This window comes from Curtobacterium sp. LFS084, assembly GCF_047977705.1.
In the GTDB taxonomy this organism is placed as follows: domain Bacteria; phylum Actinomycetota; class Actinomycetes; order Actinomycetales; family Microbacteriaceae; genus Curtobacterium.
Window position 1 is genome coordinate 249,219 of record NZ_JBFPFM010000001.1, and the last position, 20,543, is coordinate 269,761.

Annotated in this window: 25 protein-coding genes; 21 read left to right on the forward strand and 4 right to left on the reverse strand. The window is 72.3% G+C overall.

What is annotated here, in order from left to right:
• Positions 1-67: 67 nt before the first annotated feature.
• Complete coding sequence (locus tag ACNQOV_RS01270; RefSeq protein ID WP_416393013.1) at positions 68-523, reverse strand: DUF3817 domain-containing protein; 456 nt, start codon at positions 521-523, stop codon at positions 68-70.
• An 89-nt stretch (positions 524-612) separates the two neighbouring features.
• Between ACNQOV_RS01270 and ACNQOV_RS01275 the strand changes: the two genes are divergently transcribed.
• Both ACNQOV_RS01275 and ACNQOV_RS01280 read left to right on the forward strand, forming a co-directional pair.
• Positions 613-1,389, forward strand: coding sequence for a ThuA domain-containing protein (locus ACNQOV_RS01275; protein WP_309886503.1), 777 nt, complete (start codon positions 613-615; stop codon positions 1,387-1,389).
• Positions 1,386-2,516: a PP2C family protein-serine/threonine phosphatase gene (locus ACNQOV_RS01280; RefSeq protein WP_416393014.1), complete on the forward strand. Its 1,131-nt coding sequence runs from the start codon at positions 1,386-1,388 to the stop codon at positions 2,514-2,516. The genes ACNQOV_RS01275 and ACNQOV_RS01280 overlap by 4 nt, the downstream gene beginning before the upstream one ends.
• A 58-nt stretch (positions 2,517-2,574) precedes the next feature.
• Here ACNQOV_RS01280 and ACNQOV_RS01285 read toward each other — a convergent pair whose 3' ends face one another.
• Positions 2,575-3,000 (reverse strand): hypothetical protein, encoded by a 426-nt coding sequence (locus ACNQOV_RS01285; RefSeq protein WP_402266433.1) that lies wholly within the window; start codon positions 2,998-3,000, stop codon positions 2,575-2,577.
• A gap of 91 nt (positions 3,001-3,091) precedes the next feature.
• On the opposite strand from ACNQOV_RS01285, the gene ACNQOV_RS01290 reads away from it, so the two are divergent.
• The 8 genes from ACNQOV_RS01290 (at position 3,092) to ACNQOV_RS01325 (ending at position 10,063) form a co-directional block, all read left to right on the forward strand.
• Positions 3,092-3,751 carry a ScbR family autoregulator-binding transcription factor gene (locus ACNQOV_RS01290; protein WP_402266436.1) on the forward strand — a complete coding sequence of 220 codons (660 nt, stop codon included), beginning with the start codon at positions 3,092-3,094 and terminating at the stop codon, positions 3,749-3,751.
• Between the two features lie 154 nt (positions 3,752-3,905).
• Positions 3,906-4,784 carry an aminoglycoside phosphotransferase family protein gene (locus ACNQOV_RS01295; RefSeq protein WP_022905978.1) on the forward strand — a complete coding sequence of 293 codons (879 nt, stop codon included), beginning with the start codon at positions 3,906-3,908 and terminating at the stop codon, positions 4,782-4,784.
• A 60-nt stretch (positions 4,785-4,844) separates the two neighbouring features.
• Positions 4,845-5,456: a hypothetical protein gene (locus tag ACNQOV_RS01300; protein WP_416393015.1), complete on the forward strand. Its 612-nt coding sequence runs from the start codon at positions 4,845-4,847 to the stop codon at positions 5,454-5,456.
• The gene (locus ACNQOV_RS01305) at positions 5,453-6,148 is read left to right on the forward strand and encodes a DinB family protein (RefSeq protein ID WP_416393016.1); all 696 of its coding nucleotides are present in this window, start codon (positions 5,453-5,455) and stop codon (positions 6,146-6,148) included. The genes ACNQOV_RS01300 and ACNQOV_RS01305 overlap by 4 nt, the downstream gene beginning before the upstream one ends.
• A 205-nt stretch (positions 6,149-6,353) precedes the next feature.
• A complete protein-coding gene (locus ACNQOV_RS01310; protein WP_022905976.1) occupies positions 6,354-7,001 on the forward strand; it encodes an ABC transporter permease in 648 nt (215 codons plus the stop codon).
• Entirely contained in the window at positions 6,988-8,265 is a 1,278-nt protein-coding gene (locus tag ACNQOV_RS01315) for an ABC transporter ATP-binding protein (protein WP_416393017.1), read from the forward strand. Before ACNQOV_RS01310 ends, ACNQOV_RS01315 begins: the two co-directional genes overlap by 14 nt.
• On the forward strand, positions 8,262-9,023 hold the full coding sequence (locus tag ACNQOV_RS01320; protein WP_416393018.1) for an ABC transporter permease: 762 nt from the start codon (positions 8,262-8,264) through the stop codon (positions 9,021-9,023). Before ACNQOV_RS01315 ends, ACNQOV_RS01320 begins: the two co-directional genes overlap by 4 nt.
• Positions 9,020-10,063: a glycine betaine ABC transporter substrate-binding protein gene (locus ACNQOV_RS01325; RefSeq protein ID WP_416393019.1), complete on the forward strand. Its 1,044-nt coding sequence runs from the start codon at positions 9,020-9,022 to the stop codon at positions 10,061-10,063. Before ACNQOV_RS01320 ends, ACNQOV_RS01325 begins: the two co-directional genes overlap by 4 nt.
• 136 nt (positions 10,064-10,199) lie before the next feature.
• Here ACNQOV_RS01325 and ACNQOV_RS01330 read toward each other — a convergent pair whose 3' ends face one another.
• On the reverse strand, positions 10,200-10,829 hold the full coding sequence (locus ACNQOV_RS01330) for a TetR/AcrR family transcriptional regulator (protein WP_022905972.1): 630 nt from the start codon (positions 10,827-10,829) through the stop codon (positions 10,200-10,202).
• Positions 10,830-10,909: 80 nt separating this feature from the next.
• On the opposite strand from ACNQOV_RS01330, the gene ACNQOV_RS01335 reads away from it, so the two are divergent.
• The 3 genes from ACNQOV_RS01335 to ACNQOV_RS01345 are packed head-to-tail and all read left to right on the forward strand — an operon-like array spanning position 10,910 to position 13,475.
• The gene (locus tag ACNQOV_RS01335; protein ID WP_416393020.1) at positions 10,910-11,647 is read left to right on the forward strand and encodes an ABC transporter ATP-binding protein; all 738 of its coding nucleotides are present in this window, start codon (positions 10,910-10,912) and stop codon (positions 11,645-11,647) included.
• The gene (locus ACNQOV_RS01340; RefSeq protein WP_416393021.1) at positions 11,644-12,921 is read left to right on the forward strand and encodes an ABC transporter permease; all 1,278 of its coding nucleotides are present in this window, start codon (positions 11,644-11,646) and stop codon (positions 12,919-12,921) included. Before ACNQOV_RS01335 ends, ACNQOV_RS01340 begins: the two co-directional genes overlap by 4 nt.
• A gap of 26 nt (positions 12,922-12,947) precedes the next feature.
• Positions 12,948-13,475, forward strand: coding sequence for a GNAT family N-acetyltransferase (locus ACNQOV_RS01345; RefSeq protein ID WP_402266458.1), 528 nt, complete (start codon positions 12,948-12,950; stop codon positions 13,473-13,475).
• 15 nt (positions 13,476-13,490) lie between these two features.
• Here the strand turns inward: ACNQOV_RS01345 and ACNQOV_RS01350 are convergent, their stop codons facing one another.
• The gene (locus ACNQOV_RS01350) at positions 13,491-13,766 is read right to left on the reverse strand and encodes a hypothetical protein (protein ID WP_416393022.1); all 276 of its coding nucleotides are present in this window, start codon (positions 13,764-13,766) and stop codon (positions 13,491-13,493) included.
• A gap of 103 nt (positions 13,767-13,869) precedes the next feature.
• Between ACNQOV_RS01350 and ACNQOV_RS01355 the strand changes: the two genes are divergently transcribed.
• The 8 genes from ACNQOV_RS01355 to ACNQOV_RS01390 all read left to right on the forward strand — a co-directional run bounded on the left by ACNQOV_RS01355 (position 13,870) and on the right by ACNQOV_RS01390 (position 20,483).
• The gene (locus ACNQOV_RS01355; protein ID WP_402266464.1) at positions 13,870-14,541 is read left to right on the forward strand and encodes a hypothetical protein; all 672 of its coding nucleotides are present in this window, start codon (positions 13,870-13,872) and stop codon (positions 14,539-14,541) included.
• A 298-nt stretch (positions 14,542-14,839) separates the two neighbouring features.
• Positions 14,840-16,285: a phytoene desaturase family protein gene (locus tag ACNQOV_RS01360; RefSeq protein ID WP_416393023.1), complete on the forward strand. Its 1,446-nt coding sequence runs from the start codon at positions 14,840-14,842 to the stop codon at positions 16,283-16,285.
• A 2-nt stretch (positions 16,286-16,287) separates the two neighbouring features.
• Positions 16,288-16,731, forward strand: a complete 444-nt coding sequence (locus ACNQOV_RS01365; RefSeq protein WP_416393024.1) for an SRPBCC family protein — start codon at positions 16,288-16,290, stop codon at positions 16,729-16,731.
• A gap of 48 nt (positions 16,732-16,779) precedes the next feature.
• Positions 16,780-16,935 carry a hypothetical protein gene (locus ACNQOV_RS01370; protein WP_416393025.1) on the forward strand — a complete coding sequence of 52 codons (156 nt, stop codon included), beginning with the start codon at positions 16,780-16,782 and terminating at the stop codon, positions 16,933-16,935.
• 248 nt (positions 16,936-17,183) lie between these two features.
• Complete coding sequence (locus tag ACNQOV_RS01375; RefSeq protein WP_416393026.1) at positions 17,184-17,915, forward strand: class I SAM-dependent methyltransferase; 732 nt, start codon at positions 17,184-17,186, stop codon at positions 17,913-17,915.
• On the forward strand, positions 17,912-19,720 hold the full coding sequence (locus ACNQOV_RS01380) for an alpha/beta fold hydrolase (RefSeq protein ID WP_416393027.1): 1,809 nt from the start codon (positions 17,912-17,914) through the stop codon (positions 19,718-19,720). The genes ACNQOV_RS01375 and ACNQOV_RS01380 overlap by 4 nt, the downstream gene beginning before the upstream one ends.
• Complete coding sequence (locus ACNQOV_RS01385) at positions 19,717-20,319, forward strand: hypothetical protein (RefSeq protein WP_022905512.1); 603 nt, start codon at positions 19,717-19,719, stop codon at positions 20,317-20,319. The genes ACNQOV_RS01380 and ACNQOV_RS01385 overlap by 4 nt, the downstream gene beginning before the upstream one ends.
• Positions 20,316-20,483 (forward strand): hypothetical protein, encoded by a 168-nt coding sequence (locus tag ACNQOV_RS01390; protein WP_022905510.1) that lies wholly within the window; start codon positions 20,316-20,318, stop codon positions 20,481-20,483. Before ACNQOV_RS01385 ends, ACNQOV_RS01390 begins: the two co-directional genes overlap by 4 nt.
• The last annotated feature ends 60 nt before the right edge of the window (positions 20,484-20,543 follow it).

The window sequence follows — 20,543 nt, forward strand, 5'->3', positions numbered from 1 at the left end:
CAGAAATGGTCGGGTCAGCACCACGACCCCGACCATTTCTGCTCACGAAGTGAGCGCGCGCCGCGCGTCAGGTGCGGGACGGGACGGGCGGGCCCGCCGCCAGCAGCACCACGAAGACCAGAGCGACCGCGACGACCCCGATCACGACCGCCAGGAGCGGGCGGCGCACCACGAAGAACAGCAGGCGGTCCCAGAAGCCCGAGCGACCGTCGGCGGACCGGCGCCAGTCTCCGTCGAGCATCCCGCGCCGTGCGACGGCGACCTCGAACGGCACGGTCGCGTACGGCACCACGGCACTCGCCCACCCGAGCACGAGCGCGCCCGCCGACCACCGCTGGTTCACCGCGATGACGGTGGTCACCACGAGGTACGCCAGGAACACGAACCCGTGCACCCCGCCGCCGATCCGGACGCCCCAGTCGCCGGCGTCCAGCCCGTACTTCAGCACCATCCCGGCGATGAGCAGGGTCCAGGTCACGAGTTCGGCGACCGCGGCGGCGCGGAACAGGGATCGGGGAGTCATGCCCACATCGTCGCGGACGCCTCCCGGGAAAGCCCCGACACTCCGGTGGTCGTATCGATTCGACGACCAGGCGGACTAGCGTGGGAGCCATGTCGACGCCGACCGAATCCCGTCCCCTGAACATCGTCGTCTGGAACGAGAACGTGCACGAGAGCCGGGGTGACGAGACCGTCGTGGGGCACTACCCCGACGGCATGCACACCGTCATCGCCGCCGCGCTCCGCGAGCACCACCCGGACGCGACCGTGAGCACCGCCACCCTGCAGGAGCCCGACCACGGCATCACCGCCGAGCGCCTGGCCACCACCGACGTCCTGTTCTGGTGGGGTCACGCCGCCCACGACGAGGTCAGCGACGCCGTCGTCGACCTGGTCGTCGACGCCGTGCACGCGGGCATGGGCCTCGTGGTGCTGCACTCCGGGCACTACTCGAAGCCGTTCAAGCGGCTGATGGGCACGACCTGCTCCCTGAAGTGGCGCAACGACGGGGAGCGCGAGCTGGTCTGGACGGTGGCGCCCGAGCACCCGATCGCCGCGGGCGTCCCGCACCCGATCGTCATCGACCGCCAGGAGATGTACGGCGAGTACTTCGACATCCCGCGCCCCGACGAAGAGGTCTTCCTGTCGACGTTCGCCGGCGGCGAGGTCTTCCGCTCGGGCGTCGCGTACCGCCGCGGCCTCGGGAAGGTCTTCTACTTCTCCCCCGGCGACCAGGAGTACCCGGTGTACCACCACCCGGACGTCCAGCGGGTGCTGTCGAACGCGGCCGCGTGGGCGGCGCCCGTGTCCGAGCGGCGCGAGCTCACCGCCGACCCCCACCCGCGGGACTGGTTCCTGGGCGAGGGTGCGGGTAGACAGGACGGGTGAGCCACCTCGACGCCGCAGCGCACCGGTCGGCCGTGATCGAGGCGCTCGGCGTGCTCGGGAGCGGCCCCGAAGAGCGCTTCGACCGCATCACCCGCATGACGCAGGAGGCCTTCGGCGTCCCGCTGTCCTTCCTCAACATCGTGCACGACGGCCTGGTGACGGCGCAGTCGACCCAGGGCTGGCACCAGGGTCGCAGCGCGCCGGCCGAGCAGGTGTTCTGCTCGACGACGGTGCTCGACGATGCGCCGATCGTGGTGCCGGACGCCACGCTCGACCCGCGGTTCGCGCACCTCGCGGCCGTCACCGACCAGGGGATCCGGTTCTACGCGGGCGCACCGCTGTCGATGCTCGACGGCACCCGCGTCGGCACCCTCTGCATCATGGACGCGATCCCACGGACGATGTCGCCGGAGGACCTCGACCTGCTCCGTGACCTCGCACGGTGGGCGGAACGGGAGCTCGGCCACGCGATCGAGCGCGACCGGGTCCGGCGGGTCGTGGACAGCCTCGTCCCGGAGCCCGTCGACGTCCCCGGGTACGCACTCCACGCGCTGGCACTCCCCCGCGAGGACTCCGGCGACGTCGCGGACTGGCGCGTCGCAGCGGACGGCCGCCTGCACTGCACCGTGGGTGCCGTCCCGGTCGCCGGTCGGGCCGCGGCGCTCCTCGCGGCCGCGGTCCGGGCGGCCGTGATCGCACGCACCGACGTCGACACCGTGACCGCGATCGAGGGCCTGGAGGCGCAGGTCGCCGCCGACCTGTCGGCTGCGGACACCGTCGCATCGCTCTTCCACCTGCGGCTCGACCCCGCGTCGGGGCACGCCGCGTACGTGGACGCCGGGCACGGCCTGGCGGCCGTGGTGCGCGCGGACGGCGGCACCGAGGTCCTCCGGTCGCGCGACCTGCCGATCGGCCTGCAACCCGCGGGGACCCCGCGGACGACGGGGACCGTCGAGCTCGCACCGGGCGACCGCGTCGTGCTGTGCACCGACGGACTGCTGGCCGCGGTCGGGGGCCTCGACGCCCTGACCACGTCGGTGCGGACCGCCGACGACGTCGCCGACCTGGTCGAACGCGTCCGGGGCGACGCGGCGGTCGGCACGCTCCTCGTGCTCACGCGCGACTGACCGCCGGACGCCCGGATGCCCGGTCGCGCGGGTGCCCGACGGCCCGGACCCCCGGTCGTCAGCGCTGCGCGGGCTTCGCCGTGAGCGACACGACGAGGAGCGTCGCGAGCATGCCGAACCCGGCGAGCTCGATCCCGAGCCCGGCGAGCTGCCAGTAGGCGCTCGCGACGACCTGCGGCCGGGTGATCGACTCCGGCCACCACCCGTCGACGAGCGGGAACACCGCGGGGAACGGGTCGAGCCCGAACACGACGAGCCCTCCGAGCAGGAGCACCACCCCGAGCGCCGCCATGGCACCACGCGACCGTCGGAGCATCCACGCGACGAGTGCCGCGGCGATGCCGGCCAACCCGACGACGGCGATCGCGAACGCCAGCACGACGACGGTCTGCGGCGCCAGCGCGACCCAGTCGAGCACGGCGATCGGCAGCAGCAGCCACCGCCCCGTCCGGGCCCAGCGCGCGGGGTTCCGCCATCCGTCCATGTCGGGAACCGTACGACAGCCGACCGGGGAGGATCCCGGACGCCGGCCGGACGCCGCCTGGGCGCGGTTGCGTCGGTACGCTTGCAGGATCATGGCGCAGGAGAGCGGGACGCGGCAGCAGCGAGCGGTCGAGACCCGCGCCGCGATCCTCGACGCCGCGGCGGGCGAGTTCGACGAGCGGGGCTACCTCGGCACCTCGATGGACGCCGTCGCCGAGCGGGCCGGCCTCACGAAGGGCGCGCTCTACTTCCACTTCACCTCGAAGGCGGACCTCGCCGGTGCGGTGGTCGCCCGGCAGCACGAGGTCTCCCGGCAGTACGGCGAGGCGGCCGTCGCGCGCGGCACCACCCCGCTCGAGGTGCTCATGTGGCTGTCGCAGGGGCTCGCGTCGCAGATGGTCCACGAGACGGTCGTGAGCGCCGGCATCCGGCTGTCCACCGACACCGCTGCGCAGGGCGTGGCACGGCGCGACCCGTACACCGACTGGATGCAGGTGATCGCCGACCTCGTCCGGCAGGGCATCGACGCCGGCGAGGTCGACCCGGCGTGGGACGCGGACCTCGTCGGCCGGGTCGTCATCCCCGCCTACACGGGCGTGCAGACGGTCTCCGACGTCCTCGCCGACCGCTCGGACCTGTACGAGCGGCTCCGCGAGCTCTGGACGGTCCTGCTCGCCGCGATCGTCACGGACCGGGTCCGCCCGGAGATCCCCCGACTCGTCGGGATGATCGCCCCGCTCCCGCTCGACTGAGCGAACCCGCTCGACTGAGCGGACTCCCTCGACCGAGCGACGCGGGTCCCCCCACCGACACCCACGTCGCTGATCGCTCCGAGCATACCCAGCGGTAGGTTTGCGCTCACGCCCCCGTTCACGGGTCCGCCGCGGTCCGGGCTAGCCTGACCCGGTGGCCACCCCCGCTGCCGAGGTCGACGTCGACGTCCCGCTCGTCGCCGCCCTGCTCCGTGACCAGCACCCCGACCTCGCCGACCTCCCGATGGCGATCGCCGCGAACGGGTGGGACAACGTCGTGGTCCGGCTCGGCGACCTGCTGGCCGTCCGGCTCCCCCGCCGTGCGGCCGCCGCGACCCTCATCGAGCACGAGCAACGCTGGCTGCCCGGGATCGCGCAGCGGGTGGCCCCGATCGTGCCGGTGCCGGACCCGGTCCGCACCGGTCGACCGGCCCTCGGCTACCCGTGGTCGTGGAGCGTGGTCCGCTGGCTCCCGGGCGAACCGGCCGGCGAACGGCAGGGCGGGGTGCGCGTCGCCGAGGCGCTCGCCGCGTTCCTCGGACTGCTGCACGTCCCGGCACCCGCCGACGCCCCGGTGAACCCGGTCCGGGCGGTGCCGCTCGCGACCCGGAGCGAGGCGGTGCTCACGCGGCTCGCGACGGCGGACGTGCCACGGGCCCGCGCACTCGCGGCAGTCTGGCGGACGGCGGCGGCGCTGCCCGCGTACGCCGGGCCTCCCGTCTGGGTGCACGGCGACCTGCACCCCTTCAACGTGCTGTTCGACACGGCACCGGACGGCGGTACCCGCCTGTCGGCGGTCGTCGACTTCGGCGACGTGACGGCGGGCGACCCGGCGGTCGACCTCGCCACCGCGTGGCTCACGCTCGACCGGGAGGCGCGGCGCACCTTCCGCGCACGCGTCGCGGCCGACGACGACACCTGGGAGCGGGCCCGCGCCTGGGCCGTCTCGATCGGTTCGGCACTCCACCTGTCCGACGACCGCGCGTTCCGCGCCGTCGCCCACCGGGTGATCGGAGAAGTGCTGGACGACTGAGTCCGCGCGGGGCTATCGTGACCGCACCAATCCGTGCACGTGAAGATCGGAGGGGCCGTCATGACCCTCGAGTTCCGCGTCCAGCACGACGTCGCCACCGACGCCTCTCCCGTCCCGTCCGCCCCGACCCGCACCGGCATCCGCGGGCTCCTCGACCGCTTCGCAGCGCGCCGCACCGCGGCACGCGAGCGTCGTGTCGAAGCCCGTCTGCAGGAGCTCGACGACCTCGCCAGGCTGCTCTCCGGTGCCCGCGGCGTCATCGAACGGGGGTGGATCCAGCACGCGTGGTTCGCCTACGTCGACGAGCACGGACGGATGCGGAAGGCCTCGAGCGCCGCCGCCATGGACGTGCAGGGTCGGCCACTCGTCGCCGCGTGCCTGGTCGGCTCGGTCGTCTCCGCGGCGGGCGGCCCGCACGCCGTGCACTCGCAGCAGGTCCAGCGCGCCCTCGACCTGGTGTGGCACGCGCTCGCCTCCGACGAGGGAGCGCCGGTGCTGTGGTGCCCGGCACCGGACGTCCGGATGGGACGCGTCCGCGACCTCACGAGCTGGAACGACGCACCGACGCGCAGTTCCGGCGAGGTGGCCGGTCTCCTGCTCACCGCCGAACGCGTCGCCGTGACCGAGTCGCAGGGCGTGCGTGACCGCGCGGTGGCACGATCGAGGGCATGACGCGCACCGACCCGGTCCCCGAGGTCCACCCCGCACCGGCAGCACCGACCATCGCCTCGAGCGGTGGGTCGATGCTGTCGGACGAGGGCGTCGCGACCGGTGTCGACGCCGCCGCGCGCAAGCGGACGCTGCACCGTTCCCTGCAGAAGCAGCGCGCCGCGCTGGTCGCCAAGCTCGACGGACTCGCCGAGCGGCAGGCACGGTGGCCCGTCACGCCGACCGGCACGAACGTGCTCGGGCTCGTGAAGCACGTCGCGGGCGTGCAGGCCCGGTACTTCGGCGAGGTCTTCGGGCGTCCGCTGCCGGATCCGCCCGCCTGGCTCGAGTCCGAGGACGGCGACGACATGTACGCGTCGCTCGACGAGACCCTGGACGAGATCGTCGCGTTCCACCACCGCAGCGCCGCGCACACGGACGCCACGATCGAGGCGCTCGACCTCGACAGCCGCGGGGTCGTGTCCTGGTGGCCGGAGGACCGCCGCCAGGTGACCCTGCACCGGATCATCGTGCACATGGGCGCCGAGACCGCCCGGCACGCGGGCCACGCCGACATCGTGCGCGAGATGCTCGACGGACTCGCCGGCGACGGGGACGGCAACCTCGCCGAGAAGAGCCCCGCCGAGTGGGTCGCCTGGCGCGAGCACCTCGTCGACCTCGCCGAGCGATCCGGGCTCCGCGACCTCGACGCATAGCCGACGACGGCTCGGGATCGTTACCGTTCTCCCAGCTACACACGCCTGAAGCCTTGCTGACCTGGGGTTTATTCCTTGACGGATCCGCAGGATCACCCCGGTTCGGACGTTTGCAGGTGTACAACACTCGTCGCGCTGCCTAGGTTCGAAGGCACCTGTGCCCCGACCCGTGGGTACTTCGGCCGACCGGGAGGAGCGCTTCCGCGTGTTCCAGTTCATCGTGGAGCGATGGGACCAGATCTGGTTCGCGTCGTGGCAGCACTTCTCGCTGGTGGTCCAGTGCACCGTGCTCGCGACCGTCATCGCCGTGGTGCTCGCCACCCTCGTCTACCGCAGCCCCCGGCTGACCTCCGTCGCGAACGGGGTGTCCGCGATCGGCCTGACGCTCCCGTCGTTCGCCGTCATCGGTCTGCTCATCGTGCCCCTCGGGTTCGGCGTCGTACCGTCCGTGACCACCGTGGTGTTCTTCGCCGCGCTCCCGATCCTGCGCAACGCCGTCGTCGGACTCGCCGAGATCCCGCCCACCGTCGTCGAGTCCGCGCGCGGCATCGGCATGAGCCGCTTCCGCACGCTCGTGCAGGTGGAGCTGCCGATGGCGTGGCCGATCATCCTCAGCGGCGTCCGGGTGTCGGCGCAGATGGTGATGGGCATCGCCGCGATCGCCGCGTACGCACTCGGTCCCGGGCTCGGCGGCTTCATCTTCTCGGGCCTCTCGCGCCTCGGTGGTGCGAACGCCCTGTCCTCCGTCGTCGTCGGCGTGGTCGGTGTCGTGATCATCGCCTTCGTCCTCGACCTGCTCCTCATCGGCCTCGGCCGCCTGACCATCTCGAGAGGTATCCGTGTCCAGCACTGACCCCGCCACCACCACCGCTCCCGACGGCGACGTCACCGGCCGGAGCATCCTGCTCGACGAGGTCACCAAGCGGTACCCCGGCCAGCAGAAGCCCGCCGTCGACGGCATCACGCTCGAGATCCCCGCGGGCAAGATCGTCATGCTCGTCGGTCCCTCCGGCTGCGGCAAGACGACGACGCTCAAGATGATCAACCGACTCATCGAACCGACCGAGGGACGCATCGTCGTGGGCGACGACGACGTCACCGGGATCGACGCCGACGAGCTCCGTCGCCGGATGGGCTACGTCATCCAGGCCGGCGGACTCTTCCCGCACATGACGGTCGCGGCGAACATCGCGATCGTGCCGAAGATGCTCGGCTGGTCCAAGGAGCAGATCGCGGCCCGCGTCGACGAACTGCTCGACCTGGTCTCGCTCGACCCCGACACGTACCGCGACCGCTACCCGCGGGAGCTCTCCGGCGGGCAGCAGCAGCGCGTCGGCGTCGCCCGGGCGCTCGCCGCGGACCCGCCCGTCCTGCTCATGGACGAGCCGTTCGGTGCGGTCGACCCGATCACCCGGCAGCGCCTGCAGGACGAGCTCCTCCGCATCCAGGAGGAGCTGCACAAGACGATCGTGATCGTCAGCCACGACTTCGACGAGGCCGTGAAGCTCGGCGACTGGATCGTGATCTTCACCGAGGGTGCGCACATCGTGCAGTACGACACCCCGGAGCGGATCCTCGCCGAGCCGGCGAACGAGTTCGTCGAGAACTTCATCGGGTCCGGCGCCGGGCTCAAGCAGCTCACGCTGAACCGGGTCCGCGACGTCGAGCTCGCGCCGGCGGTCACCTGCTCGCCCGGCGAGGAGACGAAGGCCGTCCTGCAGCGCATGCAGGAGGCCGGCGGTCACGGGCACGCCGTCGTCGTCGACCGTCGTCAGCGTCCGATCGGGTGGCCGACCCGCCGCCAGCTCGAGCGGCTGGACCGGATCCCGGAGGGCATCGAGCCCGACCTGCCCGTCGTGGGCGAGGCGGCGACCCTGAACGACGCGCTCGACACCATGCTCGTCTCGAGCGCCGGTGCCGCGCTCGTCACCGGCCGCGGCGAGGCGTTCCGCGGCGTCATCACGGTCGAGGTCGTCATGGACGCCATCACCCGTTCGCGCGCCGCCGCCGCGGAGGAGCAGCAGTACGCCCCGGTCGGCACGAACACCAACCCGATCGAGACCATGCCCTCGTCGCCCGCCGCCCCGACGATCGCGCCGTCCGGGGAGGACCTGTGAGCGCGGTCGCCGCCGGACCGGCCACGGGCGCCAGCACGTCCTGGAAGGGCCTGCTGTTCCAGCCGATCGCGATCCTCGTGGTCCTCGCAGCGTTCGCCGTGTGGCTCGCGACCGCGGACCTCACCGCCACCGAGCGGGGGACCCTGAACCCGTCGACCATCCTCGACCTGACCGGGCAGCACCTCATGCTGACCCTCGAGGCCACCGTGCTCGTGCTCGTGATCGGGATCCCGCTCGGGGTCGTCCTCACCCGCGGGCCGCTGCGTCGGATCAGCCCCGGGGTGATCGCCGTCGCGAACTTCGGCCAGGCGGCGCCCGCCGTCGGTCTGATCGTGCTGCTCGCGGCCTGGCTCGGGCTGAACTCCTGGTCCGCCGTCGTCGCCCTCGTGCTCTACGCCATCCTGCCGGTGCTCCGGAACACGATGATCGGCGTGCAGAGCGTCGATGCTCGGCTCGTCGAGGCCGGACGGGGCATGGGGATGAGTGCCTTCAGTGTGCTCATGAAGGTCGAGCTGCCGCTGGCGGTCCCGGTCATGCTCTCCGGCATCCGCACCGCCCTCGTCCTGCTCGTCGGCACCGCGAGCCTGGCGACCTTCGTCGGCGCCGGCGGCCTGGGCCTCCTCATCACCACGGGGGTGACGCTGTTCCTGCCGAAGGTGCTCGTCTCCGGGGCGCTCCTCGTGGCGCTCCTCGCCCTGTCCATCGACTGGCTCGGCCGCGTGGTCGAGACGGTCGCACGACCGAAGGGACTCCGATGACGCACGCCGACGCGCGCGACGCACGCCGCGCCTCCCGTCCGACGCTCCGCCGCCGCATCGTGACCGCCACCGCCGTGGCGGGCGCCGCCGCGCTCGCACTGACGGGCTGCGGACTCCAGCCGGCGACGTCCTTCGTGCCCGCGGCGGACCCGGGATCGATCAAGCGGATCGACGATCTGCCCGCCGGGGCGCACCTCACGGTGACCTCAAAGAACTTCACCGAGCAGCTCGTGCTCGGCAAGATCGCCGTGCTCGCCGCCAAGGCCGCCGGCTTCGACGTGACCGACGAGACGAACGTCCCCGGCAGCGTCGCCGTCCGCGAGCTGATGACCTCGCACGCGGCGGACTTCACGTACGAGTACACCGGCACGGCCTGGCTGACCTTCATGGGGCACAGTGAGGGCATCCCGGACAAGACCGAGCAGTGGGAGGCGGTCAAGCAGGAGGACGCGGGCAACGGCCTCACCTGGCTCGAACCCGCGCCGATGAACAACACCTACGCCTTCGCCGTCCGCGACGAGGCCGTGTCGGAGCTCGGCGACGTCACGACGCTCTCCGACATCACCAAGCTGCCCGTCAGCGAGCGCACCTTCTGCGTCGAGTCCGAGTTCAACTCACGCGCGGACGGCTTCAAGCCGATGCTCGAGAAGTACGGGCTCGAGCTCGGCGGCTCGGGCGAGAACGGCGTCCCGCGCGGCAACGTCAGCATCCTCGACACGGGCACGGTCTACACGGCGACCGACCGTGGCAAGTGCAACTTCGGCGAGGTGTTCACCACCGACGGCCGCATCAAGTCGCTCGGCCTGACGGTGCTCGAGGACGACAAGGGGTTCTTCCCGGCCTACAACGTCGCTCCGGTGCTCGACTCGGAGACGCTCGCGGAGTACCCGCAGCTCGCGGACGTCTACGACCAGATCTCGCCGAAGCTCACCGACGCCGTGCTGCAGGAGCTGAACCGGCAGGTCGACGTCGAGGGCCGGGAGCCGGCGGACGTCGCCTTCGACTGGATGGTCAAGGAGGGCTTCATCACGAAGCCGTGATGCGTGCGGCGTGCGGCGCGCGGCGCGCTCGCATCGTGAGCACAAATGGTCGGGTCCGCGCGCGGCACCCGACCATTTCTGCTCACGATGTACGGACTGGAGGCACGGGGCGGGCCCGTCACGCGCCTCCCGTCCGCTACCGGGTGGTGATGCGCGCGGCGGTGTCGCGGATCGACGCGACGACCGCGGCGCGGACCGCGTCGGGGTCCGACCCCTCGTGGCGTGCCGAGCTGCGCAGCCCGGTCATGCACATGCCGAGCAGCATCTCGGCCGCCTGGGGGGTGGCCGCGTCCGGACCCCACGCCGGGTCCCGCTCGAGGATCGTGCGGACGGCACCCGTCATCGCCTCGGCCACCGTGGTCATCCGCGAGACCTGCCGGCGCATGAGCTGCGGGAAGCGCACGATGACCTCCTTGCGGGCGAGCCGTTCGCGCTCGTCGCCGAAGGACTCCCCGAACACCAGGAACGCCAGGTCGACCACGGCCTGCGCCGCCGGTTCGCCCTCGACCGCGGCGAGGTGTGCGGCGAGGGTCTCGGGGGCGAGGTCGAGCTCGGTGTGCCCGAGGACCGCGTCCTCCTTGCTCTCGAAGTAGTTGAAGAACGTCCGGGGCGACACCTCGGCGCGCGCGGCGATCTGTTCGATCGTGGTGCGGTCGATGTCCTGTTCGAGGGCGAGCGTGCGTGCGGCCTCGGCGATGCGGTGCCGGGTCTCGAGGCGTTTGCGGTCGCGGAGGCCCATCTCGGAGGCGGGCGCGGTGTCGGGCATGGCCCGACTGTAACCGGAACGTCACATGGTTTACAGCAAACGCAAACTTGCAGTCGTGCAGTGGACAGTACGGTTGGCGCATGACCACTCCCGTGCTCGAGGCCCGTGGCCTCGCCAGGACCTACGGCCGCGGCGCGACGCGGTTCGACGCGCTCAAGGGGGTGTCGCTGCAGGTGGACCAGGGCGAGAGCCTCGCCATCGTCGGCAAGTCGGGTTCCGGCAAGTCGACGCTCATGCACCTGCTCGCGCTGCTCGACAAGCCCTCGGCCGGCCAGGTGCTGCTCGACGGTACCGACGCGGCGACGCTCAGCGCACGGCAGGTCAACCGCACGCGGAACAGCACGTTCGGGTTCGTCTTCCAGCAGTTCTTCCTGACGCCGAAGACCTCGGTGCTCGAGAACGTCGTGCTCCCGCTGAAGATCGCGGGCGTCACCGGCGCCGAGCGGAAGCGCCGGGGCATGGCCGCGCTGGACGCCCTCGGGCTCGCGGACAAGGCGAAGAACGACGCGAACGACCTGTCCGGCGGGCAGAAGCAGCGCGTGGTCATCGCACGAGCCCTGGTGGGGGAGCCGAGCGTCATCTTCGCCGACGAACCGACCGGCAACCTCGACACGAACACCGGTCAGGTCGTCGAGGACATGCTCTTCGGCCTGCAGCGCGACCGGGGGATCACCCTCGTGGTCGTCACCCACGACGAGGAACTCGCCGAACGCTGCGACCGCCGCGTCAACGTCCGCGACGGACTCATCGTGGGCGGGGACGATGCCGTCGATGCCGTCGATGCCGTCGCCCCCGGTCACGGGAGGCACTCCGCATGAACGTCCTCGACCTCTTCCGCACCGCGGTCGCGAACACCTTCCGGTCGAAGCTCCGCACGACGCTCACCGTCATCGCGATCTTCATCGGCGCGTTCACCATCACCCTGACCTCGGCCATCGGCACGGGCGTCAGCAACTACATCGACACCCAGGTGGCCTCCATCGGCGACACCGGGTCGCTGACGATCACCAAGGCCGTCGAGTCCTCGACCGACTCGGGGCCGGCGAAGTACGACCCCGACGAGTCGAGTCAGAGCGTCGACCGCGGGCCGGCGTCGTTCGCGTACCTGTCGCAGTCCGACGTCACGAAGATCGAGGACGTCGCGGGCATCGAGAGCGTCCGTCCGGCCGTCGCCCTCAGCACGAAGTGGGTCGAGTACGGCAGCGCGGGCAAGTACGTCGTCGACATCGCGGCGAACGCGGGGGAGCTCGACGCCGACCTCGCCGCGGGGAAGCAGCTCGACGACTCGTCCTCCGCCGGCAACCAGGTGCTGCTGCCGACGAACTACCTGAAGAACCTCGGGCTCGGCAGCGCGAGGGCCGCGGTCGGCAAGGACCTCACCATCGCGGTCGACGACTACCAGGGCAAGGAACACACCCTGACCGCCACGGTCGCGGGCGTGCAGAACGAGTCGCTGTTCGGCGGCGGGGCCGGTGCGAACGCAGCGCTCACCGACGCGATGCAGGCCGCGCAGGAGACCGGCAAGCCCTCGTCGATCGCCACCTCGTACGCCAGCGCCACCGCCACCCTCGACAGCGGCGCGTCGGCGACCACCGTGAAGAGCGCCCTGTCGAAGGACGGCTACACGGGCCAGACCATCCAGGACCAGCTCGGCCAGTTCCAGACGGTCATCAACGGCATCGTCGGCGTGCTGAACGCCTTCGCCGTCATCGCACTCGTCGCGGCCGGGTTCGGCATCATCAACACGCTGCTCATGAGCGTGCAGGAGCGCACCCGTGAGATCGGACTGATGAAGGCGATGGGGATGGGCGGCGGGAAGGTCTACACGCTGTTCTCGCTCGAGGCCGTGTTCATCGGGTTCCTCGGCAGCGCGATCGGCGCGGGCGTGGCGATCCTGCTCGGCACCGGGATCTCGAACGTGCTCGCCGGCACCGTCCTCAAGGACCTGCCGGGCCTGCAGATCATGCAGTTCGCGCCGTCCTCGGTGATCACGATCATCCTCGTCGTGATGTTCATCGCCTTCCTCGCGGGCACCCTGCCCGCGCGTCGGGCCGCTCGGCAGAACCCGATCGAGGCGCTCCGGTACGAGTAGGCGCGCGCGTGCCTAGTCTCTGAGGGGTGGCGGCGTTCGGACGGGACCTCGGGGACGGGTACACGCTGACGCTGCGCGACCTCACGACCGTCCGGCCGCTGCACGAGCTCGTCGTCGCCAACGCCGACCGGCTGCGCGCGGCGGAACCGTGGGCGTGGCAGGAGCAGACCGTCGAGACGATCGGCCTGCACACCGAGCGCCTGCTCGCGCAGTACGCGATGGACCGGGCGCTCCCGTGCGTCATCCGGCTGGACGACCGGGTCGTCGGTGCCGCCTCGCTCGCCTTCGACCCCTACCTCGGGCAGGCATCCCTCGGCTACTGGGTCGATGCGGGCCAGGAGGGACGGGGTGTCGCCCGGCGGGCGGCCACCGTCCTCGTCGGGGTCGCCCGGACCCGCGGCTCGGCCCGGGTGGAGATCCGGACCGCCGTGGACAACCGCCGGAGCCGTGCCCTCGCCGAGCGGCTCGGCTTCGCGTACGAGGGCACCCTGCGGAGCGCGCTGCCGCTCGGGCCGGTGCGGGTCGACGTCGCCGTGTACGGCCTCGTGTTCTGAGTCGGGCGCTCCGGTTCAGCGGCCGTGGGTGACCCCGGTCCAGACCGCGAACGCCCCGCCGACGACGAACAGCGCGAGCAGCAGGATCCAGACCGCCAGCGCGACGAGGTTGAGCAGGATCCCCCAGCCGGCACGACCACGGGCGAACGGCTCGCGGCTCCGCGAGGCGACGCCGAGGCACAGCCCCACGATCGGCGCGACGAACGTCCACCCGGCGAGCAACGAGCAGATGCCGAGCACGAGACTCGCCGTGCCGAGACCGGTGCGGGGGGATTCCGAGATCGTGGCCATGCACCCGACGCTACGGGTCCGTGGGAGGCGGGTCGTCCCTCCCGAGCGTGATCCGGGTCCACCTGCGGACGGATGGTCACCCGACGCCGGTATCGTCGACTGCATGGCCTTGTTCGGACGACGCAGCAAGCACGACGTGCGCGACCGGCCCGTCAGCCAGGTCGAGCTGAAGCGAGCGGTCGACGAGGGCTTCCTCATCGCCAAGGCCGCCGTCACCATCGCCGTCGGCAACCGGATCATCACGAACGCGCTGCGCGACGAGGGGTACTTCGACCACGCCGTGATCGCCGAGGCCGCGCGCGAGGAGCTCCACCGCATGGCCGACGAACAGCGCGGCGACGCTGCCCGGATGCGCGACATCCGGTCGCGGTCGAGCAAGCAGAAGGGGCGCTCGCGGCACCAGCACGACTACCGCCGCGGCGACGACCTGAAGCTCCGCACGCGTGAGGCGACGTACGAGCAGCTCGCGACGATGCTCGACAAGCGCCGGGACGACAAGGGGTTCGTCGACGGCATCGTCCTCGCGGCCCGGGCCCGGGCGTGGGACGACATCGGCACGACCGTCGTCGGGCGGCTCGGGTGGGCGCAGCGTCCGGCCGACGACTACGAGGTCGGACGGGACGACCGGCTGCAGCAGATGCTCGACGAGGACTTCGCGGCGCTCCTGGCCGAGCACCCGGTGGGGTCCACCGCGCTGGACGCCGACGAGCCCGACGCGGCGGACGCGGGCGACGACGGATCGGACCCGGCGGACCCGGACGCGGCGCGCGTCTGACCTGTCAGGCTGCCAGGACGGCAGAGCCGCCGACACGTGCCCGGGTCCTGTCGCCGAGCGGGTCCATCGTCCTCGGCGCGCTCGGCAGGATGCGTTGAATCCGTCGGCGCGTTGACCGTTCTGGTTCGCGATTCCCGGGGTTCGTGAACCGGAACGGTCAGCGGCGGAACCGGGAACGGCCCTGGACCGCGCCCGACGACGGACCGGAGGCGCGGGGCGGCACCGAGCCGCGCCTCCGGTCCGCGGCGGACCGTCCCGACCGAGACGGCGCGCAGCAGCGGTCCCTAGGCTCGGGTGCATGGTGGATGCGGTGGTCGTCGGAGCGGGGCCGAACGGACTCGCGGCGGCGGTGACGCTCGCACGCGCGGGGCTGTCGGTCGAGGTCGTCGAACGCGGCGACACGATCGGCGGTGGCGCACGGACCGCCGAGCTGACGCTGCCCGGGTTCCGACACGACGTGTGCTCCGCCGTGCACCCGATGGCGCTGCAGTCCGAGTTCTTCCGGCGCTTCCGCCTCGAGGACCGCATCGAACTCCGCCTGCCGGAGGTCCAGTACGGGCACCCGCTCGACGGTGGGCGCGCCGGCATCGCGTACCGGGACCTCGCTCGCACCGCGGAGTCGCTCGGCGTCGACGGTCCCGCGTTCCGGCAGCTCATGGCGCCGCTGTCCGGCAACGCCGACCAGGTCGCCGACTTCGCCACCGACGCGCTGCTGCACGTCCCGCGGCACCCCCTCACGGTCCTCCGGTTCGGACTCCGCGCCCTCGAGCAGGGAACGAGCGCGTGGAACCTCCGCTTCCGCGACCAGGTCGCGCCCGCCATGGTCTCCGGGGTCGCGGCGCACTCGATCCAGCACATGCCGTCCCTCTCCACCGCCGCCGCGGCGCTGTCGCTCGGCTCCTACGCGCACGCCCGGGGCTGGCCGGTCCCGATCGGCGGCAGCCAGGCGATCGTCGACGCGCTCGCCGCGGACCTCGTCGCGCACGGCGGCCGGATCGAGACCGGCCGCGAGGTCCGCTCGCTCGGCGACCTCACGCCGGCAAAGGCGGTGCTCTTCGACACGAGCGTCCCCGGCATGCTGCGGATCGCGGGGAAGCAGATCCCGACGCCGCGGCGCGGAGCCCTCCGGCAGTTCCGGTTCGGCAATGCCGCCGCGAAGGTCGACTTCGCGCTCTCCGACCCGGTGCCGTGGACGAACGCGGCGCTCCGCGATGCCGGCACCGTGCACATCGGCGGGACCCGTGCCGAGATCGCCGCTGCCGAGGGCGCGGTCGCGCGCGGTGCGCACGCCGAGCGGCCCTACGTGCTCGGTGCCGAGCCCACCGTGGTCGACCCGAGCCGCGCACCGGCCGGCAAGCACGTCTTCTGGGCCTACGCGCACGTGCCGGCAGGGTCCGACATCGACCAGACCGAGGCGATCACGCGGCAGATCGAGCGCTTCGCACCGGGGTTCCGCGACACCGTCCTGCAGTCGAGCAGCCGCACCGCGGTCGACATGGGCGCGTACAACCCGAACTACGTCGGTGGCGACATCGCCGCCGGCGCCGCGAGCTTCTGGCAGCTGGTCAAGCGCCCGGTGCTGTCGTCCGACCCGTGGCGGATGGGCGGTGGCATGTACCTCTGCTCCGAGGCGTCCGCCCCGGGCCCCGGCGTGCACGGCATGGCCGGCTGGCACGCTGCACGGAGCGCCCTGCGACACACGTTCGGGCTCACCGAGCACGTCGATCTCGCACCGGAGGACTGACCATGGCGAAGAACGTCCGCATCCTGCGCTGCCGCCCGGAGGACGTCTTCGACGTGTTCGCGGACGGCTGGCTCTTCACCACCTGGGTCGTCGGCGCCTCACGCATGCGCGGTCAGGACGAGGGGTGGCCCGCGGTCGGCACCCGCCTGCACCACTCGTTCGGCATCTGGCCGCTCGTGATCGACGACGTGACGACGGTCCTCGAGTGGGACGCTCCGCACCGCATGGTGATCCAGCCGAAGGGGTGGCCCCTCGGCGAGGCCCGGGTCGAGCTCGTCGTCGAGGAGCACCGACGGGGCTGCAAGGTCACCATCGTCGAGGACGCCGTGGCGGGGCCGGGTGCCTGGGCGCCGGACCTCCTGGTGCAGCCGATGATCTGGATCCGGAACCGCGAGACGTTGCGACGGCTCGGCTGGGTGGCCGCGGGTCGCGCCGCGACCGCCTGAGGGCCTGGAGGCGCGGGTCGGGCCCGCACCGCGCCTCCCGTCCGTCCTGTGGTCGCCTCGGGCGAGATCCGGTGCGGACACGACGAGGACCTGTACCTGCGCACCCGGAGCGAGTACGTCACCATCGGTCCGACGTCCGGGGACTCGACCGTCGGCTGGTACGCGGCCACCCACAGCGACCTCGCGGCGACAGCCGCCGACTGACCGCGGGGCCGGGGTACGCGCGGGTCCGCCGCGTGCCCGACCAACCCGATCCGGTGCCCGCCCGCCTGCTTCCCCGAGCTGGTGCGGTTCGACGCGGCGCACGCGCCGAGGCGGGATGCCTACTGGACCTGGCGAACGCCTCCGAGCAGCCTGAGCGATCGTCGGGACTCGTGTGACTGAGCGGACGTACAGGCCTAGCGTCCCTCGGTGTCGGGCCGAGGGAGCCCGACGCCGAGGGGGGTCGGGTCGTGCAGCACACGTACGGGCAGCAGTTCGCGGAGATCTACGACGACGTCTTCCCGCCGGAACCGGGCCTCGTCGAGGTGCTCGCTTCCAGCGCACCGGCGACGGCGCTCGAGCTCGGCGTGGGGACCGGTCGCGTGGCGATCCCGCTCGCGCAGCGGGGCATCAGCGTCACCGGCGTCGACCTGTCCGCCGAGATGCTCGACCGGTGCCGCGACGGCGCCGACGAGGCCGGCGTCGACCTCGACCTGGTGCAGGGCTCGATGACCGACCTCCGCCTCGGACAGCGGTTCGACCTGGTCTTCTGCGTCTGCGCGTCCATCTCGATGCTGCTGACCCGCGAGCACCAGCGCGAGACGCTCGCCACCGCGCGGGACCACCTCGCCGACGGTGGCCGCTTGGTCGTCGAGACGCACAACCCGGACGCGGTGCTCGGCCTGCACGGCGGACGTCGTCGTGAAACCTGGTTCGTCCCGTACCCTGGCGTCGGCCGTGGTCTGCAGACCTACGCGACCCTGGACGAGCCGACCGGACTCTGGCAGGTCAGTCACCTGTGGCACGACGGCGGACGGACGACCATCGGGAACGAGGTGAGCCTCCTCACATCGGTCGAGGTCCTGACCGGCCTCGGTACGGAGCTCGGGCTCGCGGTGCGCTCCGTGACGGGCGACCGGGACGGCGGTCCGGTGACACCGGAGTCCCCCACGTACACGGTGGAGTTCGAGGTGGCGTCGTGATCGGGTTCGTGGACCGGGTCGTCCGCGGTGTCGTCGACCGGTCGGCCGACCGCGGGAACGTGCTCGCCGCGACCGAGCGGGCCTCCGCGATCGTGGTGCTGATGGGGAGTCTCGAGCACCTCGCGAACGCGGACAACCGCCGGACGGGCGGCCTGAACGACTGGACCCTGCTGCGGGGCTCCGCGCTCGTCCGCAACGAGCGACTGCGCCGCGTGCTCGACCGCGTCTACCGGCCCCGGGTGGTGACCGCGATGCACGGGCTCCGGGTGGCCGCCGCCCTCGTCCACCTGTCCCCGGTCCGCGACCGACGCGTCCGCGCCGCGGCGTCCGCCGTCACGGTGCTCACCGGCTACGCACTCGGGCCACTGCACCACAACGGCGGCGACGGCAGCGACCAGGCGGCGTTCTTCACGCAGGCGCTGTCGGGTGTTGCCCGGGCCTCCCGACGACCCGCGACGGTGGACACCGCGCTGTGGGCGGTCGCGAGCCAGGCGACGCTGTCGTACCTCGTCTCGGGGTGGGTGAAGCTGATGGGTGAGCCCTGGCGGAACGGCTCGGCGCTGCTCGGGGTGATGCGCACGCGGACCTACGGTTCGGAGTGGGTGTGGCGGGTCCTGCGCGACCGGCCGGCACTGGCCCGGGTGGGCGAGGTCGCCACGCTCGTCCTCGAGTGCGCGTTCCCGATCGTGTTCGTGCTCGGCCCGCGGATGCGCGTGGCGTACCTCGGCGCGATCGCCGGGATGCACCTCACCATCGCCGCGACCATGGGACTCGGTCGGTTCCTCCCAGCGTTCCTCGCACTGCAGCCCGCGGTGCTCTACGTCACCGCAGACCGCCGATCGGTCGTACCGCGTCGTCACGACGGGTTCCCGTGGGTCCTCGGCGTGATCGGGGCCGCGGTCGGGACGCAGGCTGTGGTCCGGCAGGTCGTGGACGCCCGGCGCAGTCGACGTCCCCGCGCCGGGCAGACCGTGGTCGAGACGCCCGCCGGATCGCGCCTGGCCGTGCGGTACCGGCCGGCAACCTCGGGGCCGGGGGCACCCCTGGTGGTGTTCGAGAACTCGCTCGTCGCGGTCCAGGAGTACTGGGACCCGATCATCGCGGAGCTCGGCGGCGACGTCGCCACGCTGACGTACGACCGTCCCGGGACCGGGGCGAGCACGGCACCAGGCGCGACGCTCGCCACCTACGCGGAGGACCTCCGCTTCCTCGTCGGCCGCCACGCCGGGGACGGACCACTCTGGCTCGTCGGGCACTCGTTCGGCGGGCACCTGCTCCGACGCCACGCGGCCGAGCTCGGGCGCGACGTCGCCGGGGTGGTCCTCCTCGACCCGACCACCGGTTTCGTGGACCGACCCGACGAGGACGTCCTGACCGCCGTCCGGTCGCTCACGGACGGCTTCCCGCTGATGGAGTGGTCCCTCCGGACCGGCTGGGGATGGCTGCTCGACGCCACGACCTGGGCGATCCCCGCACGCCAGGGGCGGACCGACGACCTGAGCCCCGTGTACCGGAACGCCCGGCTCTGGCGCACCGGCCGTGCGGAGTGGCAGGCGGCGGAGCCGGACCTCGTCGCCGACCGACCCGGACGCCGCATCCCCGAGGGTGCCGACGTGCTCGTCGTCACGGCGAGCACGAGCGACGAACTCCAACCGGCGGTGAGCGCCGCGCACGAACGCGTCGCGCACGAGCACGACGGCCGCCGCGAGGTCGTGCGGTCCACCCACGACGGCCTGCTCGTCCACCCCGCACCGGTCCGACGGGTCGGTGCACTCGTCCGCGAGGCGATCGGGGTGGACCGATGAGCCGCCGTGGAGACGGTCCGGCACTGCCCCTCGCGATCGGCCTCGCGCTCTGGATCATCGCGACGGTCATCGGCCAGCACCCGAACCGTCGGTTCGACCGGGTCCGGCAGGTCGACACCGCCGCGCTGCTCATCCCGAACTGGCGCTTCTTCGCACCGATCCCCGCCTCGATGGACTTCGAGCTGCTGTACCGGTACCGGCAGGACGACGTGGTCAGCGAGTGGACGCGGACCAAGGACGTCGCAGCACGCCGGCTCCGGCACATGCTGTGGTTCCCGGACCGGCGGGTCGACAAGGGCCTGTTCGACGTGGTCGGACGGTTCTTGGTGGCAGCGGAACAGCTGCCGGACGGGTACGAGACGGGCGCCGACTACCGCGCGCTGCTCGCCTTCGTCCGCCGCGTCGTCGCCGCGCAGACCGGTGGCCGCGCCGATGCCGTCCAGTTCGCGATCGTCCGCACGGGCGGCCACGACGACACCGTGCCCGTCGAGGAGCTCTTCGCATCCCGACGGGAACCCATGCACGACGGGGACGGCCCCCGTCGGCAGCCGGACGCCGCCTCCGCAGCGTCCGCACGACCGAAGGAGGAGACCAGATGAACGCCAACACACGGACCGCGCTGTGGTTCGCAGCACCCGTCGTGCTCATCGCCATCGCGGTGGCGATACTCCTGTTCGACCTGCCCGGCTTCGCGTGGCTGTCGGTCCTGGTCGTGCTCGGCATCGCAGCCGCAGTCTTCGTCGTCTCGGCACGACGAGAGTGACCTCGGCCCCCCGGGCCGGGAACCGGGCCCAGCGCCCGACCATCACCATCGCAGAACGGA

Excerpts from the sequence above, each read along its gene's own strand:
- ACNQOV_RS01270 (WP_416393013.1), bottom strand. The coding sequence starts at position 523 with ATGACTCCCCGATCCCTGTTCCGCGCCGCCGCGGTCGCCGAACTCGTG.
- ACNQOV_RS01275 (WP_309886503.1), top strand. The coding sequence starts at position 613 with ATGTCGACGCCGACCGAATCCCGTCCCCTGAACATCGTCGTCTGGAAC.
- ACNQOV_RS01285 (WP_402266433.1), bottom strand. The coding sequence starts at position 3,000 with ATGGACGGATGGCGGAACCCCGCGCGCTGGGCCCGGACGGGGCGGTGG.
- ACNQOV_RS01290 (WP_402266436.1), top strand. The coding sequence starts at position 3,092 with ATGGCGCAGGAGAGCGGGACGCGGCAGCAGCGAGCGGTCGAGACCCGC.
- ACNQOV_RS01300 (WP_416393015.1), top strand. The coding sequence starts at position 4,845 with ATGACCCTCGAGTTCCGCGTCCAGCACGACGTCGCCACCGACGCCTCT.
- ACNQOV_RS01305 (WP_416393016.1), top strand. The coding sequence starts at position 5,453 with ATGACGCGCACCGACCCGGTCCCCGAGGTCCACCCCGCACCGGCAGCA.
- ACNQOV_RS01325 (WP_416393019.1), top strand. The coding sequence starts at position 9,020 with ATGACGCACGCCGACGCGCGCGACGCACGCCGCGCCTCCCGTCCGACG.
- ACNQOV_RS01330 (WP_022905972.1), bottom strand. The coding sequence starts at position 10,829 with ATGCCCGACACCGCGCCCGCCTCCGAGATGGGCCTCCGCGACCGCAAA.
- ACNQOV_RS01335 (WP_416393020.1), top strand. The coding sequence starts at position 10,910 with ATGACCACTCCCGTGCTCGAGGCCCGTGGCCTCGCCAGGACCTACGGC.
- ACNQOV_RS01340 (WP_416393021.1), top strand. The coding sequence starts at position 11,644 with ATGAACGTCCTCGACCTCTTCCGCACCGCGGTCGCGAACACCTTCCGG.
- ACNQOV_RS01350 (WP_416393022.1), bottom strand. The coding sequence starts at position 13,766 with ATGGCCACGATCTCGGAATCCCCCCGCACCGGTCTCGGCACGGCGAGT.
- ACNQOV_RS01355 (WP_402266464.1), top strand. The coding sequence starts at position 13,870 with ATGGCCTTGTTCGGACGACGCAGCAAGCACGACGTGCGCGACCGGCCC.
- ACNQOV_RS01360 (WP_416393023.1), top strand. The coding sequence starts at position 14,840 with ATGGTGGATGCGGTGGTCGTCGGAGCGGGGCCGAACGGACTCGCGGCG.
- ACNQOV_RS01365 (WP_416393024.1), top strand. The coding sequence starts at position 16,288 with ATGGCGAAGAACGTCCGCATCCTGCGCTGCCGCCCGGAGGACGTCTTC.
- ACNQOV_RS01385 (WP_022905512.1), top strand. The coding sequence starts at position 19,717 with ATGAGCCGCCGTGGAGACGGTCCGGCACTGCCCCTCGCGATCGGCCTC.
- ACNQOV_RS01390 (WP_022905510.1), top strand. The coding sequence starts at position 20,316 with ATGAACGCCAACACACGGACCGCGCTGTGGTTCGCAGCACCCGTCGTG.